The sequence below is a fragment of the Pseudomonas sp. PICF6 genome (assembly GCF_009831705.1).
Taxonomy (GTDB): Bacteria; Pseudomonadota; Gammaproteobacteria; order Pseudomonadales; family Pseudomonadaceae; genus Aquipseudomonas; species Aquipseudomonas rhizophila.
The window spans coordinates 84,577-101,451 of record NZ_WUUD01000026.1; the positions used below are offsets into that span (position 1 = coordinate 84,577).

Sequence of the window (16,875 nt, forward strand, 5' to 3'; positions counted from 1 at the left end):
CCCCGGCTTTTTCAACCTGGGAATACTGCTCAGCCATGCATCAGTTGCGTCTGCTGCGCAGCCGAGCGGGAGCAAGCTCCCTCGCCACAAAAGCCCCTCAGCCATAGAGAACAACAACCGTCTTATACATACGGTGTCCACAATTTCCCCGCCGCCCGCGCCGCCACCGTCTAAGCTTCAAGCAAGTCCCGATCAATGCGTGAATGGATCAGTCGACTATGGGCGCGTTATGGCAAACCGATTCGAGTAAACCTGTGGGCCCGACTGAACGTATGGAAGAAGCACCTTTACCCCAAAAAAAACGCCGCGCAGGGCATGGCTGGCGAGCGTTCTGGTTGTTGCTGTTGATTATCGTGGTGGTGGTCGGCCTGGCGGTGGCCAAGGAAATGCGCACGTCCAGGTTTCAAGCCCAGGAGCTAAGCCGGTACGCCGCGTCTTTGACCTATTCGGTGCAACCGGGGCCCAGCGACGCCATCGTCTACCCTGGCGCAGGTCCGTTCGACCGGCGGTTGGGTTACAGCTCGCTGGATGAATTCCTGCCGCGGTTGCTCAAGCGCGATTATGTGATCCAGGCCCAGGCACGTTTCTCCCCGGCCTTGATGAACTACGTCGACAAGGGCCTGTTTGCCCCTTATGCGGAAAAGATCCAGGCCGGCCTGACGATCACCGATTGCCGCGTCGCGCCGCTGTACCAGTTCAAGTACCCGCAGCAACTGTACGCCAGCTTCGAGGCAATCCCCCCCGTGGTGGTGCAAAGCCTGTTGTTCATCGAGAACCGCTTTCTGCTCGACCCCAAGCACCCCCAGGCCAACCCGGCGGTGGACTGGCCGCGCTTCGGCATGGCGGCGTGGTCACAAGTCGCCAAGCTCCTGAGTCTGCCGGGGCAGTCCGCCGGGGGCAGTACACTGGCTACGCAGCTGGAAAAATATCGCCACTCCGCCGACGGCCTCACCGGGTCGGGGGCGGAGAAAATCCGCCAGATGATTTCCGCCAGTGTGCGGGCTTATCAGGCAGGCCCACAGACCCTTGAGGCCCGGCAGAAAATCATTCGCGATTACCTCAACAGCGTGCCGCTCTCCGCCGTACCGGGGCATGGCGAAGTCCACGGCATGGCCGAAGGTTTGCGGGTCTGGTACGGCGCCGATTTCAAGCGTGCCAACGAACGTTTGTCCAGCACCGCGACAGATCCCGCCAGCCTCGCGGAAAAAGGCCTGGCCCTGCGGGAAATGCTGTCGTTGATGATCGCCCAGCGCCGCCCCTCCTATTACCTGTCCAAAGGCCGGGACGAACTGGCGCGCCTGACCGACAGCCACGTCCGGCTGCTGGCCCAGAACGGCGTGATCGACGCCTCCTTGGCCGAAGCGACCCTGGCAAGCAAGGTCAGTTATCGCGACTGGGTGCAGCAACCCACCATTCAGCCCAACGAAATCAACAAGGGCATCAGCGCCGCCCGCAGTCGTCTGGCCACGCTGCTCAACCGCTCGTTCTACGACCTCGATCGCCTGGACCTCTCCGCCACCAGCACCTTGCAAAACGACTTGCAGACCCAGGCCACCGATTACCTCAAGCGCTTGGCGGACCCGGCGTTCGCTGCCGAAATCGGCCTGATGGGCGAACGTCTTCTGACGCCTACCAGCACCGCCCAGGTGCGCTACAGCTTCACCCTGCTGGAACTGACCCCGGACGGCTCGCGCGTGCGCGTGCAAACCGACAGCACCGACCAACCCTTTGATATCAACGAAGGCAGCAAACTGGAACTGGGCTCCACCGCCAAGTTGCGGGTGCTCACCACCTACCTGCAGATCATCGCCGAACTGCACGAACGTTATGCCCACGAAACCCCAGCAACATTGAAAAAAGCCGAGATCGCCGACCAGGACCGCCTCTCCCGCTGGGCCGTCGACTACCTGATCCAGCACAGCGATCGCAACCTGCCGACGATGCTGGAGGCGGCGCTGGATCGTACCTATTCAGCCAGCCCCGGCGAGGCGTTTTTCACCGGCGGCGGGCTGCACACCTTCAATAATTTCCGTAAGGAAGATAACGGCCGTAATCCTACCTTGCGCGACGCCCTGCGCGAGTCGATCAACCTGCCATTCATTCGCCTGATGCGTGACCTGGTGCGCTACGCCACGTACGCGGGTCCCGACAACAGTTCGGAGCTGCTCAAGGACGACAAGAATCCGCGCCGCCAGGAGTACCTGGCCCAGTTTGCCGACCGCGAAGGCACCACCTTCCTGCTCAAGTTCTGGAAGAAGTACCAGAAAAAGGACACCGGCCAGCGTCTCGAAACCTTCCTCGACGGCATGCGCCCCACGGCGATCCGCCTGGCCGCCGTGCACCGCTATTTCTTTCCCGGCGACAGCCAGGAAAGCTTCAACCACTTTGTGCGTTCGCACCTCAAGTCGGCCAAGAGCGCCGAAAAGCTCACCGACGAACGCCTGGAACGGCTCTACAGCAGCTACGGCCCGGGCAACTATGACCTGCCCGACCAGGGTTTTATCGCCAAAGTCCATCCGCTGGACCTGTGGCTGGTGGGTTATCTGCTGAACAATCCTGATGCCAAGTTCAGCCAGATCGTCAAAGCCAGCCGGTTCGAACGCCAGGAGGTCTACAGCTGGCTATTCAAAAGCCGGCACAAGAGCGCCCGCGACAGTCGTATCCGCACCATGCTGGAAGTCGAGGCCTTCCTTGATATCCACCAACGCTGGCAGAAAGTCGGCTACCCGTTCGACCATCTGGTGCCGTCGCTGGCCACCGCCATCGGCAGCTCCGGCGACCGCCCCGCCGCGCTGGCGGAGCTGGTGGGCACCATCCTCAACGACGGCATCCGGCTCCCGGCGCTGCGCGTCGACAGCCTCGACTTCGCCGTCAATACCCCTTATGAGACACGGCTGATCAGCGATCCGGATAACGGCAAACGCGTGATGCCGGTGGAAGTGGCCCGGGCGTTGCGCGGTGCGTTGTCCCAGGTGGTCGATGCCGGCACCGCGAAACGGGTGGCCGGCAGTTTCACCCTGGCCGATGGCACGCCGTTATCGATGGGTGGCAAGACCGGCACCGGCGACAATCGCATCGAAGCCGTTGGCGCCGGCGGGCGGGTCATCAGTTCCAAGTCGATCAACCGCACCGCGACCTTTGTGTTCTACATCGGCGACAGCCATTTCGGCACCCTCACCGCCTATGTGCCGGGGGTTTCGGCGCAGAACTTCAAATTCACCTCGGCCTTGCCGGTGCAGGTGCTCAAGGGCATGGCGCCGTTCCTCTCGCCGTACTTGCAACCGGGTAGCCATACCCAGTGCCAGCCGTTGGTGGCGCGCCATTGACTCAATCCAACCCCTTAGGAGCGATGGTGGACCGCTAGACCTCCGAATCCCAGATCACCGTCACATTGCCTATGTAACTCTTGGCATCGCCGGCCAGCATTTCCTCGACCTGGTTGCGGGCGACTTCGAAATGCATCGTTCCCGGCCGGCGCTCGATGTAATGCCCCGGCTGGAACAACTCGGTGCCGCTTCCATCGAGATAGAGCCGACGGCGGTTGACCGGTTGGCCACCAGCGTCGGTCAAGCCATTGGGCAGGGTCACACTGATATTCACCGGCACCATCTGGCCGGAGTTGGGTGCCCAGAGCAGACAGGTGTTATCACTCGAACCGGCGAATTGGCATTGCAGGCCCATCTTGAAACGCGATGAGGCTGAGATGTGGAAGGTCTGGTCACGAAACAACCGCGTCGGTTTTTGCCCCTGGCTCAACCAGGCCTGCCAACCGCCCTGAGGTTCGAGCACGACCTTGTTGCCGCCAGGAGGCACTTCGACCTTGAGGGTGTGTTCGACATCCAGTTTGAAATTGAACGCGATTATTGAATCATTCGGGATCATCACATCGCCCATATCGAAGTCCTGCCCCGGACCAACGCTATAAGTCAGCGAGCCCGTGTATTGACCAGTCGACATGGTCAAGGGATTGGGGGTACGCAATTCGTAGGCAAAATCCAGATAACGGTAAGTCATGCTGGGGATCAAGTAACGAGCCCTTTTGGCGCACACACCTTCTACCGGGGTGGTCCAGAAAAAACCGTACCAATTGACGTTATAAGGTGCATTACCGCCGAATCGACATGGCGAGGGCGCACTGACCCAGCTAGAACCCCATAACAGGTTATGAGCCTTTAAAGCGTCAACACCTCCACCGACCAAGTCGGCTGCGTTAACAGGAAGTCGGTATTCCGAACCTATGCCGGACAAACGTATTTCAACGACTTCAGTTTCACCCGTACTTGCATGGGTTACTTGTAGCGAGCGCCAACCGGCAGGCACTTTGAACATCGCACCTTGCCGAGCGTCCCCATGATTCGCTTCAATAGGAAGGGTCGAACTGAAAGTGATAGGCAAGCGAATGCTGAACATCGTCTTGCATTGATTTGGAAATGACGCGCAGTAACCCGTGGTCGGAGTGGTATTGCGAAATTTATTCTCTTGAGGCTTAGCAGGGTCTGGCCTGAATACGGCACTGATTTCCCGGGTCAGCGCATTGGCCGTCGGAACGCCTGTCAACAACAAGGCAAAAACCGCGACTGCGCGGCACAACGAAACACCGCGCCCGAAGATGTTTGAACGACTCATTTTCACTCCAATAAAACTGCAACGAGCAAGCCCGCTCCCACAAGGGATCACCTAAACCTCTGAATCCCAGATCACCGTCACATTGCCTATGTAACTCTTGGCTTCCCCAGCTAGCATTTCCTCAACCTGATTGCGGCCGACTTCGAAATGCAGGGTGCCCGGCTTGCGGTCGATGTAGTGCCCCGGCTGGAACAGTTCGGTGCCGCTGCCGTCGAGGTAGAGCCGACGGCGGTTGACCGGTTGGCCGGCGGCGTCAGTCAAGCCGTTGGGCAGGGTCACGCTGACATTCACCGGCACCAGAAGGCCGGAGCTGGGTGCCCAGAGCAGGCAGGTGTTATCGCTCGTATCGGCGAATTGGCATTGCATACGCATCTTGAACCGCGATGAAGCCCAGATATGGAAGGTCTGGTCACGGAACAACCGGGTCGGTTTTTGCCCTTGGTTCAACCAGGCCTGCCAGCCGCCTTGGGGTTCGAGCACGACCTTGTTGCCGCCAGGAGGTACTTCGACCTTGAGCGTGTGTTGGACTTCGAGATTGAAATTGAGCGCAATCACCGAATCGTTCGGGATCATCACGTCACCCATGTCGAAGTCCTGGCCCGGCCCGACGCTGTAGCTCAACGTCCCAGTGTAATGACCGGCCGACATCTTCAAGGGGTTGGGGGTGCGCAGTTCGTAGGCAAAATCCAGATAGGTGTAGCGCATATCGGGCACCAGGTATTTGGCTTGTTTGGCGCAGGCGCTTTCTTGCGGCGTTTTCCAAAAAAATGCGTACGTGAGCGTGTTGTAGGTCGCAACACCACTGTAGCGGCACGGCGAAGGCGCATACACCCAACTGCCGCCCCATAGCCTGTAATGGGCCGTCTTGAGATCCTCACCCCCTCCCACCAGCTCGACAGGACTCACGCTGAGGCGATATTGCGAACCGATACCGGATACGCGCACTTCAACCTCTTCACTTTCGCCGGTGCTTGAATTGAAGACGGTTGCCGGACGCCAGTTGGCGGGCACCTTGAACATGGCGCCTTGCCGATTACTGGGGTGGTTGGCCTGAATAGGCGCGGACGAATCAAAGGTAATGGGCATCCGAATACTGAACATGCCCGTGATTTCACATTCCCTGGGGTGCTGGGAACAATACCCACTCACCGGTGTGGTATTGGTGAACTTGTTGTCCATGGGCTTCGCCGGATCAGGCCGGAAACGCGCACTGATCTCCTGGGTCAATGCATTGGCCGTCGGCATGCCTATACACAACAAGACAAAAGCCGTGGCAACGCGGCACAGCGAAACACCGCGCCCGAAGATGTTTGAACGACTCATTTCGATCCACTCCAATAAACCGCAATTGCCCTACGGCGCAATGGCATCGAACACCATGTGCACGGTGCCGAAATAATCCCCAGGCGCATACTCCTCCTCGGTCTTGACGGCGATGATTTCCAGCCCCACACGCCGACCGGGCCGGGCCTCGGCGGCCGAGACCACCTGGGCCGAATCCAGGGTCAGTTGGACGTTGTTGAACGTCACCTGCAGGTCGATGCGCTCACGGCCATTGGACAGGTAAGCCTCTTGCCCCAGACGGGCGCCAATGGCCCCGTTGATGTTCTTCACTTCGTAATTGGCCCGCAGCGGCAGGAGCCCGGAGGTCAGGGTGCTGAACAGCATCGGCTGTTCACGCTCGACCAGTTGCGGGTCGACCGGCAGCACGTGGAAGTCGATCGTCGGGATGGTGACGAAGAGTTCGAACGTTTCCCGCTCCAGCGCTGCCCACGCGGGCAAACCCGGCAGCGTCAAGGCGGTGAACAGGAGAGTACGTAACAGCGTCTTGAACATGATGATTACCTGTGGCGCCAACGGCGGTTCAGTGACGGCATACCGTCAGCCTTTGATCTCAATGGCTTTTTCCTCGCGACCTTCGATCAGGCTGAAGCGGTACTCACGCCCAGGCTCCTTGTCGAACGAAAAGGTGCGACCGGCCATGACGTGGTGCTTGGTGGTCGGCCGGCAATCGTTGTCTTTTTGCGCAGCGCAATCCTTGAACTCATCGATCACCACCACGCTGTTGCCGTTGTTGCGCACCAGGTAGCGATCGGCGCTGTCATCGATGGCGGTCTCGAAACGGGTCTCCTTGGGCCTGACAAAAAACACCGTGCCGAAGCCGGCCAGCACCTTCACCCCGGCGGCGATCCGTTCCTTCTTGTATTGCTCGCGTTCCTCGGTGCTGACGGCGAACTCGTCCTCGGCCTCCGGCACCACCGGTACGAAGCGAACCCGGAAGTACCGCTCCTTGCTGCGGTCGCCCATGAACAGCAGACGCGTGCCTTGCATGCCGTTGGCCGGCACGATCAGGCGTGCCGGGCTGGCCATCAGACCATTCCTGGCGAGTACGCCGTCCTGATCCTGCAGCGGCACCTCCAGGTAGCTGCCGTCATCGCTGTAAAGAATCTCGAGGATGTCGACCTTGACGAATGCGGTGGACGTTCCGCCGTTGAAGATCCGTTTCATGTAGGTGCTCTTGTCGCCTTCGAGATAGTCGTAGACCACCCCGACATTAATCTGCGGCCCGGCCTGGGCCATCAGCGAAAACAGCGACAAACCACACAGAACCAATAAGCGCTTCATTACTAAAACCTCATGAGTGGAAGGCGGCCGATGGCGACCGTTTCACGGAACACTGCTTGCAATGTTGAAGGGCGCACCGCGCTGGCCGGCGCGCCAGGATCAAGTTCAACCCGCCGTCTCGATCGGGTTGTTGCTGTCGGCCAGGGTGTCTGGCGTGCAGCGCAAATCACCGATCATCAACACATCGCCCTCGCTGTTGGCGTTATCCGGGTCGAGGCGGAACTGGCAAAGCAAGTCATTGCCATAGCGCACTTCAAGCGTCGGGGAGCTGGCGTTCATCTCCATGGAGAAGAAACCGTCCACCTCGCTGACTCCACGGCTGGCGTGGTTGATCACGTGATGGCCCTTGAGCGGCTGGCCCTGCGCGTCCAGCAGACGACCGAGCACGGTCACGCTTCTCATCACGCTGACTTTGCGGTAGTCCACGCCCCCTTTGTTCAAGTGATAGCGGCTGCGTGAAGGCTCTATGTTGGCCGCCGGTGGATGCACGCCGTCGAAGTCGAAGGTCAACAGGCTGTTCTGATAGGCGGTGATGGGCACGAAGTTGCGGCCGGGACGCAAGGTGGTGGTGCCACCCGTCAGGTCGTCGGCGAGCAGGACGATGTCGTCCAGGTCGGTTTCCACATCCACGATCATGCCCGCGCCGCCACTCTGGGGCAGGCCGGTGAAGGCGACTTTCTGGCCACCCACGGCCACCGTGCTGCTCAGGTTCAAGCCACCGGTGAGGTTGTCGTTGTAGGAAGAGCGCTGGATGAAACCGTCGCCGTACACCGTATCGGTGTCGAAACTGGCGAGGCCGGACAGACCCACGCCATAGGTATCGGCCAGTACCGTGGCGGACACGCTTTGCAGCACGTGATCCTGCAGGTCCCGGCGATAGCTCAGCGACCCATTGTTGTCCCGCGTTCCGTCACGGGATGTGCGGGTGCCGATACTGCCTGACCAATACTCGCCCGGCCCGCCCAAGGCCACGCTGACGCTCAGGTCCACGCCGCGATTTCGTCGATCGGCGGTACTGGAGGTGCCCGGACGGTCGAACACCGACCACCGCCAGTTGGCATCGCTGCCGCCAAGCTTGCCACGCTGGGTCCATCCCAGGTCCACACCGGCGCCCTCGACATTGCCTTCGCTGTAGAACAGCCGCCCGTTGATCGACGACTTGTTGCTCAGTCGATGGGAGACCGACAGCGACGAATTGCTGGTCTGGCCGACGAACACGTCGCGCTGGCGGATACGAGTGCCGTCAGGCAGGGTTTCGTAAGTGTTGCGCGTGTCCAGCCAACTGCGATTATGGCTGGCCACCACACTGCCCAGACCGTAGCTGTACAGCGCCTGCAGGTCCATGCCGGTGCCGTATTGCTCGGTCTGGTAAACGTTGGCAAAGAGGCTGGTGTTGTTGGGCAGCGTCCAGTCCACCGAGGTGCCGTACTGCAGCTTGTCCTGCACCTGGCGCGTGGAAAGCCCCAACACCACTCGCGGGTGCAGCAAGTAATTGAGACCGACCCCGGCAGTCGTGAAGCCCGAGGGTTGATCGTCCCAGTTGCTCAGCAGTTTGGTTTCACGGCCGGCAAACAGGTTGTAGCGCCAGCGATCATCGGCGCTGCGCCAGTTGTTGGGCTTGTAGACCAGCTCCTGGGACGTGGCGGTGGTCTGCCCGTCTTCAATCAGCCGCACTTCCACTTCATAGATGCCGCCAGGCAATGGCCGGGTATCCAGGCTCTGCAAGCCGGCGCTGACGGCCTGGGTATTGAGCAACAGGCCGTTGCGATAGATCTCTACCGCCGCCTGACGACTGGCGGTGACATAAATGGGGTACACGCTGGGCTTGGGATTATTGATCACCAGGCTGTCGGAACTGCCGTACATGACCCCCAGCGCGGTATCCGGGTTGGCCCCGAACGAACGGATCTGACGGTTCAAACCATCGGAGCCCGGCATGAAATAACCCAGGCGCAAAAAACTGTCTTGCATCTCGCGCTGGGTGTGCAACTCATGAACGGCGTGGTAGAGCTTATCGTCCGGCCCGCCCAGGCGCGAAAGCTGCAGATCGAACGACTGGGTCCAGTTACCCACGCTGGAACTGGCATTGAGGCCATAACGCCCGCCCGTATCCTGCTCCTGACCACCGTTGAGATTGAGTTGGTTATTGACGATCAAGCCCAGACTGCCCCCCTGTGGCTGATCGTAATAACGTTTCTCCACGCTGCCGCGCTCCACTTTTTCAGTGAGGATCGACACCAGTGAATGTTCAAGGCTGTAATGCACCGCCAGCAGCCCCGCCGTGCATTTGGCTTCGCAGGCACCCAAGGCGCGCCCCTGTTTGAGCAGTTGCTCCCATTGCCCGCGCTCGACGGGCGGGATCGGGCTGTCCTGGGTGTCGGTGAATTCGAGCAAGGTAATACGATCATCGCGTGTCAACACCACCATGGCTTCGCCGAGGTACTGTTGATCGAGTTCCATACGAACCGCCAGAGGCACATCGAAAAAGTGGGCTTCAAACTCCTCCGGTAGCCCCTTGGCCTGGGACAACAGACTTCTGGGCGTCGTACCCGGGGCGGTCGGCGCAGCCAATGCACTGGCGCACAACAACAGCGCCAGCGCACCCACGATGGGTGTCATCGCAAACATCAATGGATTCTCATATCAGCAAACTATCGGGACGTTCCAGGTACAGGCCGGCCGGGCGGCCGACCTGCGTTCATGCCCGCAGGACGAGAAAAGCCTCATCGGGCAGTGAAGGGTTTACGGGCGAGGCACCGCGTCGAAGATCACGGTGAAGTCGGCGGTGTATTGACCGACCTGGCTCTCCAGAGGCACGGTCGAGGCCATGATGAGCATGTCGGCCTGGGTACCTGGAGTGGATGCCGCGTCAGTCACCACTTCCTGAGGAAACTCGGTCAGGGTGACATTGTTGAACCGGGTCAGCAGCGGAATGGCGTCCGTACCATTGGTCAGCGAAGCCTGGCCGCCCAGGATATAGGCATGCACCGAACCGTCGGTGTTCTTCACGTCGAAGGTCTGACGCAAAGGGCTCAAGGAGTTGGTCACCGGGTTGTAGTGCATGACTTCATCCTTACCGAAGTCAGGGTTGCGTGGCAGTACATGGAACTGCTTGGTGGGGATCGTCGCGGTGATATGAATAGAGGAGCGAGCATCGTCCAGAGCGAAGACCAGCGAGGAACTCAGGGCAGCGGCGACCAGAGCAGTACCGGATACGATTTGTTTGAGCATGTTTGACACCTGTTCATAGCATAAAGAGAAGGCTTGAAGTTGCAGACCCACTAAAGCCTGGCCTGACCTCAACGCCGGAGCATGATCCACTCTCTTTAATTAAAAATAAGCAGGCCTATTCCCAAAAGCACGTAGCCAAACCGCCATGCGCAATAACGAAAAATACACTGTTTTATATAAAACCGAAGTTTGGATGTAAGAAACAACCCACACCTGCAAGTCACACCCCGGATTTAAAACTGCAAATGCAGACAGTTGCCTACTTTGCCGCCCGTACAGGCAAGGGATTCGGGTAAGGTCTTATCTTTTTCAAACAATTGGAACCCGACTTCGATATATCTTAGTTCCAAGATATATCGAGGGTCAAAGATATATCTACGGATAAAGATATATCTCAGTTCTATCTTATGCAGAACGGAGAGCAGGCATATGACAGTCCCCCCTTCCCATCCCAGCCGAAAACACGATGAACACGATGAACACGATGGTTTCGAACGTCGACCCGCAGGCCGTGAGCGTGGTAGCCGGGGCCCCCGGGTCTTCGCCTCCGGTGACCTGAAATTGCTGTTGCTCGCGCTGATTGGCGAGCAGCCCTGCCACGGCTACGACTTGATCCGCCGGATCGAAAACATGTTCGACGGCGCCTATAGCCCCAGCCCCGGCGTGATTTATCCGACGCTGACCTTCCTGGAAATGGGCGTTTTGATCGCCGGCAACGCCGAAGGTGGAAAAAAACGCTACAGCGTGACCGACGCCGGACGTCTATTCCTTGAAGACCAGGCCCCGGCGTTGAATGAGGTACGCATGCGCATTGAAGCGAGCAAGCGCTCCCTGCGCGGCCAAGACCGCCCCCCGGAAATCCACGAAGCGGTGTATAACCTGCGCAATGCGCTGCACAAACACCATGGCCGGTGGAGCCCGGAAGAAACCCTGCGGATTCGCGACCTGCTCAACAACACCGCCAAAGCCATTATCGACGGTCCCGACCGTCCACCTGTTTCGGAGTCCAGCCAATGACTGAAGTCGATCAAAACACCATTCACCGTGTCAGCCACGAGATCAAGCGCCGCCGCCTGCAAGTGTTGCGAGTGCAGGACCTGACTCCGCGCATGCGCCGCATCACCCTGGGCGGGCCGGAACTGGCCGGGTTCACCAGCCTCGGCAGCGACGATCACGTAAAACTGCTGTTCCCACAGAACGCCGAGGAACACGCCGCCCTGGAAAATTTCGCCCCCGGCGCTGGCAAGGATCAGGGCCCGATGCCGCAAATGCGCGACTACACCCCGCGCCGTTATGACCTGCAGACGCTGGAGCTGGACATCGACTTTGTGCTGCATGGCGATGGGCCTGCCGCGACCTGGGCGACCCAAGCGACGCCCGGGCAATACCTCAACATCGCCGGGCCAAGGGGCTCGATGATTGTCCCGGACATCTTCGACCACTACCTGCTGATCGGCGACGAAACCGCCCTGCCCGCCATCGCCCGTCGCCTGGAAAACCTGGCGGCCAACCGGCGTGCGCTGGTGGTGGTGGAAGTGGAAAACGGCGCCGAGCAGCAAATCCTTAACAGCCCCGCGCAAGTACACGTGATCTGGGTGCTGCGCGAAGGCCGCCAGAACAACCTGCTGACCACCGTGCAGCACCTGGAAATGCCCGGCGGCAAGCTGTACGCCTGGGTCGCCACCGAGAGCAAGGTGTCGCGACAGATTCGCAAGGTGTTGTTGGAGGATAAAGGGTTGGATCAGGATTTTGTGAAGGCGGTGGGGTATTGGAAGGCGGATGACAGCGAGGAGGAATGAGGTGCGGCGTGCTGGCCTGCTAAAGTACCCTGCACCCACTGACCGAACACAACCTGTGTGGGAGCAAGGCTTGCCCGCGATGAAGGCAATGAGGTCTTTCAGAAAGCGAGGCGCCTGCATCGCGAGCAAGCTTTGCTCCCACAGGGCTATCGTCGCTCTTGAATACTTGATTTACACCCCACCAGGTACCCCGATCCATGCTTTTCCTGATCGCCTATATCAGCAGCGTCGTGCTGATCAACTTCGCGTTTTCCGCCGCGCCGCACCTGGACATCATCTGGTCGGCCTGGGGCGGGCTGGTGTTTGTCCTGCGCGACATGGTGCAAACTCGATTCGGCCACGGCGCCATCGTGGCGATGCTGGTGGCGCTGGTGTTGTCCTACGTCACCTCCGACCCGACCATTGCCCTGGCCAGCGCCACGGCGTTCGCGGTATCCGAATGCATTGACTGGCTGGTGTTCTCCATCACCAAGCGTCCGCTGCATGACCGGTTGTGGATCAGTTCGGCCCTGAGCATTCCCCTCGACACCTTCATTTTCTTCGGCATGATCGATGCCCTGACACCGGCCGTGGTGATCACCGCGCTGGTCTCGAAATTTGCCGGGGTCACGGCAGTGTGGCTGATCATGGCCTGGCGTTTGCGCAAACAGGCCGTCACCGGCTGAAGCCAAAACCTGCGGTTCATGTAAAATGCCGCGCTTTCTCCCCATGGGAAGCTCGCCCGGCGCGCGACCCTCGATGCTCCGCTCCTGTTTGAGGACCTTCAGATGACCCGTATCGGAACTCCATTGTCGCCCACCGCGACCCGCGTTTTGTTGTGTGGCAGCGGTGAACTGGGCAAGGAAGTGGTAATCGAACTGCAGCGCCTGGGCGTTGAAGTGATTGCCGTGGATCGCTACGCCAACGCGCCGGCCATGCAAGTGGCCCATCGCAGCCATGTGATCAACATGCTCGATGGCGCGGCCCTGCGCGCGGTGATCGAGGCCGAGAAGCCGCACTTCATCGTGCCGGAAATCGAAGCCATCGCCACCGCCACGCTGGTGGAACTGGAAGCTGAAGGCTTCACCGTGATCCCCACCGCTCGTGCCGCGCAACTGACCATGAACCGCGAAGGCATCCGGCGTCTGGCCGCCGAAGAGTTGGGTCTGCCGACCTCGCCGTATTTCTTCGCCGACACCGTGGAAGACTACCGCAAGGCCGTTGAAACTCTGGGCTTCCCGTGCGTGGTCAAGCCGGTGATGAGTTCCTCGGGCAAGGGCCAGAGCCTGCTGCGCAGTGCCGATGACGTGCAGAAAGCCTGGGACTACGCCCAGGAAGGCGGCCGTGCCGGCAAGGGCCGGGTGATCATCGAGGGCTTCATCGATTTCGACTATGAAATCACCCTGCTTACCGTGCGCCATGTTGGCGGCACCACCTTCTGCGCACCGGTCGGTCACCGCCAGGAAAAAGGCGACTATCAGGAATCCTGGCAGCCCCAGGCCATGAGCCCGGTGGCCCTGGCTGAATCCGAGCGCGTGGCTAAAGCCGTGACCGAAGCCTTGGGTGGTCGCGGCCTGTTTGGCGTCGAGCTGTTCATCAAGGGTGACCAGGTGTGGTTCAGCGAAGTCTCGCCGCGCCCACACGACACCGGCCTGGTGACGCTGATTTCCCAAGACCTGTCGCAGTTCGCCCTGCACGCCCGCGCCATCCTCGGCCTGCCGATCCCGCTGATCCGCCAGTTCGGCCCATCGGCCTCGGCGGTGATCCTGGTGGAAGGCCAGTCGACCCAGACCGCTTTCGCCAACCTCGGCGCTGCCCTGGCCGAACCGGACACCGCCCTGCGCCTGTTCGGTAAACCGGAAGTCAACGGCCAGCGCCGCCTGGGCGTGGCCCTGGCGCGAGACGAGTCCATCGACGCCGCCCGCGCCAAGGCGACCCGGGCTTCCCAGGCCGTCAAGATCGAGTTGTAAGCAGTATCGCTTGCCTCATGGTGATCTGTGGGAGCAAGGCTTGCCCGCGATGAACGATAACGCGGTCCAACTGAAGACCAGGGCGCCAGCATCGCGAGCAAGCTTTGCTCCCACAGCTAACTTGGGATGACATTGGGCTAAAGAAAAAGGCGACACCCGCAAAGGTGTCGCCTTTTTCATGAGCGCCGGTTTACCCCAGATCGTTCCCACGCTCAGCGTGGGAACGCCGCCAAGGACGCTCCGCGTTCCGCTTCTGAAACGGTGACGCAGAGCGTCGGAGGATGCATTCCCACGCAGGAGCGTGGGAACGATCACTCCCGCTTAATCCGGCAGTTTATAGGCGATCACATAGTCACCCTGCTTGGTACCCAGGGAACCATGGCCACCGGCAACGACCAGCACGTATTGCTTGCCGTCCTTGCCGGTGTAGGTCATCGGCGTGGTTTGGGCGCCCGCTGGCAGGCGGCCTTCCCACAGTTGCTTGCCGTTTTTCACGTCATAGGCACGCAGGTACTGGTCGAGGGTGCCGCTCAGGAACGCCAGGCCGCTGGCGGTGGTGAAGGCGCCGCCCAGGCTCGGTACGCCCATGCTCAGCGGGATCGGTACCGGCGAGCTATCACGCACGGTGCCGTTCTTGTGCATCCACAGGGTTTTGTTGTTGGTCAGGTCGACGGCCGCCACATAACCCCAGGCCGGTGCCTGGCAAGGCAGGCCCATTGGCGAAAGCAGCGCTTCGAGGATCACGCCATACGGCGCGCCTTTGTTCGGCTGCACGCCTTCGGTCTCGCTCTTGCGCCCCGGACCGCCGGCCACTTCGGCCGCAGGAACCAGTTTCGACTTGAACGCCATGTAGCTCGGATTGACGAAAGCGATCTGGCGTACCGGATCAACCGAAATACCGCCCCAGTCAAACACGCCGAAGTTACCTGGGTAGACGATCGAGCCTTGCAGCGACGGCGGCGTGAACATGCCTTCGTAGCGCAGCGACTTGAAGTCGATCCGGCACAGCATCTGGTCGAACGGGGTCACGCCCCACATGTCGCGTTCCTGGAGGACCGGCGGCACGAAGTTCAGGTCGGACATCGGCTGGGTCGGCGAGGTGTAGTCACCCTCTACCGCGCCTTGCGGCACCGGGATCTCCTTGATCGGCACGATCGGCTGACCATTGCTGCGGTCCAGCACGTAGATGCTGCCCTGCTTGGTCGATGCCAGTACCGCCGGCTTCACGCCATCGGCGGTTTTCAAGTCCATCAGCGTCGGTTGCCCGCCCACGTCCATGTCCCACAGGTCGTGGTGGGTGAACTGGAAGTACCAGCGCACCTTGCCGGTGGCGATATCCAGCGCGGTCAGGCCGGCGGCGTATTTCTCCGATTCTGGTGTACGGAAACCACCGAACTGGTCGGGCGTCTGGTTACCCATCGGCAGGTAGAGCATGCCGAGTTTTTCATCGACGCTGAACATGGACCACATGTTCGGCGAGTTACGGGTGTAGGTCTGGCCTTCGGCAATCGGCGTAGTGTCGTCCGGGTTGCCGCTGTCCCAGTTCCACACCAGCTCGCCGGTGTGCACGTCATAGGCGCGGATGACCCCGCTTGGCTCGTCGGTGGAGACGTTATCGGTGACGTGGCCACCGATCACCACCAGGTTCTGGGTCACGGCCGGTGGCGACGTGGAGTAGTAACCGCCGGCCGTGAAGCCGCCAATGTTGGCGGTCAGGTCGACCTGGCCCTTGTCACCGAAGTCTTCACACATCTTGCCGGTGTCGGCGTTCAGCGCGATCAGGCGCGTGTCGGCGGTCGGCAGGAAGATCCGGCGTGGGCACACGGTGCTCGCCGGCGTGGTGCTGGCCGCGCCGGTCGGGCTCTGCTCGGCCGAGGCGTACACCGCGTCATCATGATAGGTCACGCCGCGGCAGGTCATGTGGGCCCAGCCCTTGAAGTTTTCCGCTTTCTGCGTGGAAAGCTTCGGATCGAACCGCCAGATTTCCTTGCCGGTTTCAGGCTCCAGAGCAATCACCTGGCTGTGGGGCGTGCACACGTAGAGCATGCCGTTGACCTTCAGCGGTGTGTTTTCCGCCGTGGTCTCACCCGGGTCGTTCGGCCCTGGCAGGTCGCCAGTGCGATAGGTCCAGGCCGGTTCCAGCTTGCTGACGTTCTCGGGGGTGATCTGCGCCAGGGGCGAATAACGGTCACCATGGGCACTGCGGCCATAGGAGTTCCAATCCCCGTCCGGCATCGCCGGGGCGGTGTTGGTCATGCCAGGCACGCTGTCGCGGTCCAGTTGGCCCTCGATTTCACCCGGATTGGTGAACTGGCTGGCGAGCGCGGTGATGCCGGCAATGACCACGGCGGCGCCCAAAGCACGGGTGCCCATGGGCGAAGCGTCGGGGGTCAACAGTGGACGGCGGAACCACGGCAGCAACATGACGATGCCCAAGGCAAACAGCATTGCCAGGCGCGGCACCAGTTGCCACCAGTCCAGGCCCACTTCCCACAGCGCCCACACGGTGCTGGCGAACAGCACCAGCGCGTACAGGCCCAGGGCTGCACGCCGGGCCATGATCAGCAGCACGCCGGTCAGCGCCAGGCCGATACCGGCCAGCAGGTAATACAGCGAGCCGCCAAGCGTGCTCAGCTTGATTCCCC

The 16,875-nt window shown here is 60.7% G+C and carries 12 protein-coding genes; 5 read left to right on the forward strand and 7 right to left on the reverse strand.

The annotated features are described in order from the left end of the window. Positions 1-218 precede the first annotated feature (218 nt). Positions 219-3,326, forward strand: a complete 3,108-nt coding sequence (locus tag GSM73_RS16940) for a transglycosylase domain-containing protein (RefSeq protein ID WP_076383644.1) — start codon at positions 219-221, stop codon at positions 3,324-3,326. Between the two features lie 34 nt (positions 3,327-3,360). Here GSM73_RS16940 and GSM73_RS16945 read toward each other — a convergent pair whose 3' ends face one another. The 6 genes from GSM73_RS16945 to GSM73_RS16970 all read right to left on the reverse strand — a co-directional run bounded on the left by GSM73_RS16945 (position 3,361) and on the right by GSM73_RS16970 (position 10,482). Next, a complete protein-coding gene (locus GSM73_RS16945; protein WP_231990612.1) occupies positions 3,361-4,626 on the reverse strand; it encodes a hypothetical protein in 1,266 nt (421 codons plus the stop codon). A 51-nt stretch (positions 4,627-4,677) separates the two neighbouring features. After that, positions 4,678-5,949 carry a hypothetical protein gene (locus tag GSM73_RS16950; RefSeq protein WP_076383643.1) on the reverse strand — a complete coding sequence of 424 codons (1,272 nt, stop codon included), beginning with the start codon at positions 5,947-5,949 and terminating at the stop codon, positions 4,678-4,680. 30 nt (positions 5,950-5,979) lie between these two features. Then, positions 5,980-6,462 carry a CS1 type fimbrial major subunit gene (locus tag GSM73_RS16955; protein WP_047228905.1) on the reverse strand — a complete coding sequence of 161 codons (483 nt, stop codon included), beginning with the start codon at positions 6,460-6,462 and terminating at the stop codon, positions 5,980-5,982. A gap of 45 nt (positions 6,463-6,507) precedes the next feature. After that, positions 6,508-7,251, reverse strand: a complete 744-nt coding sequence (locus GSM73_RS16960) for a pilus assembly protein (RefSeq protein ID WP_047228904.1) — start codon at positions 7,249-7,251, stop codon at positions 6,508-6,510. Between the two features lie 105 nt (positions 7,252-7,356). Beyond that, complete coding sequence (locus GSM73_RS16965; protein ID WP_160893314.1) at positions 7,357-9,879, reverse strand: TcfC E-set like domain-containing protein; 2,523 nt, start codon at positions 9,877-9,879, stop codon at positions 7,357-7,359. Between the two features lie 114 nt (positions 9,880-9,993). After that, positions 9,994-10,482, reverse strand: coding sequence for a CS1 type fimbrial major subunit (locus tag GSM73_RS16970; protein WP_047228902.1), 489 nt, complete (start codon positions 10,480-10,482; stop codon positions 9,994-9,996). A gap of 429 nt (positions 10,483-10,911) precedes the next feature. On the opposite strand from GSM73_RS16970, the gene GSM73_RS16975 reads away from it, so the two are divergent. From GSM73_RS16975 to purT, 4 genes are all read left to right on the forward strand, one after another. Then, positions 10,912-11,499: a PadR family transcriptional regulator gene (locus GSM73_RS16975; protein ID WP_160893316.1), complete on the forward strand. Its 588-nt coding sequence runs from the start codon at positions 10,912-10,914 to the stop codon at positions 11,497-11,499. Beyond that, complete coding sequence (locus GSM73_RS16980; protein ID WP_107321928.1) at positions 11,496-12,281, forward strand: siderophore-interacting protein; 786 nt, start codon at positions 11,496-11,498, stop codon at positions 12,279-12,281. The genes GSM73_RS16975 and GSM73_RS16980 overlap by 4 nt, the downstream gene beginning before the upstream one ends. Positions 12,282-12,478: 197 nt before the next feature. Continuing rightward, positions 12,479-12,946: a preQ0 transporter gene (locus tag GSM73_RS16985; protein WP_047228899.1), complete on the forward strand. Its 468-nt coding sequence runs from the start codon at positions 12,479-12,481 to the stop codon at positions 12,944-12,946. Positions 12,947-13,048: 102 nt separating this feature from the next. Continuing rightward, on the forward strand, positions 13,049-14,230 hold the full coding sequence (gene purT, locus GSM73_RS16990; protein WP_047228898.1) for a formate-dependent phosphoribosylglycinamide formyltransferase: 1,182 nt from the start codon (positions 13,049-13,051) through the stop codon (positions 14,228-14,230). A 321-nt stretch (positions 14,231-14,551) separates the two neighbouring features. Here the strand turns inward: purT and GSM73_RS16995 are convergent. Then, positions 14,552-16,875 (reverse strand): glucose/quinate/shikimate family membrane-bound PQQ-dependent dehydrogenase (locus GSM73_RS16995; protein WP_160893476.1); only part of this gene is annotated, 2,324 nt, incomplete at its 5' end.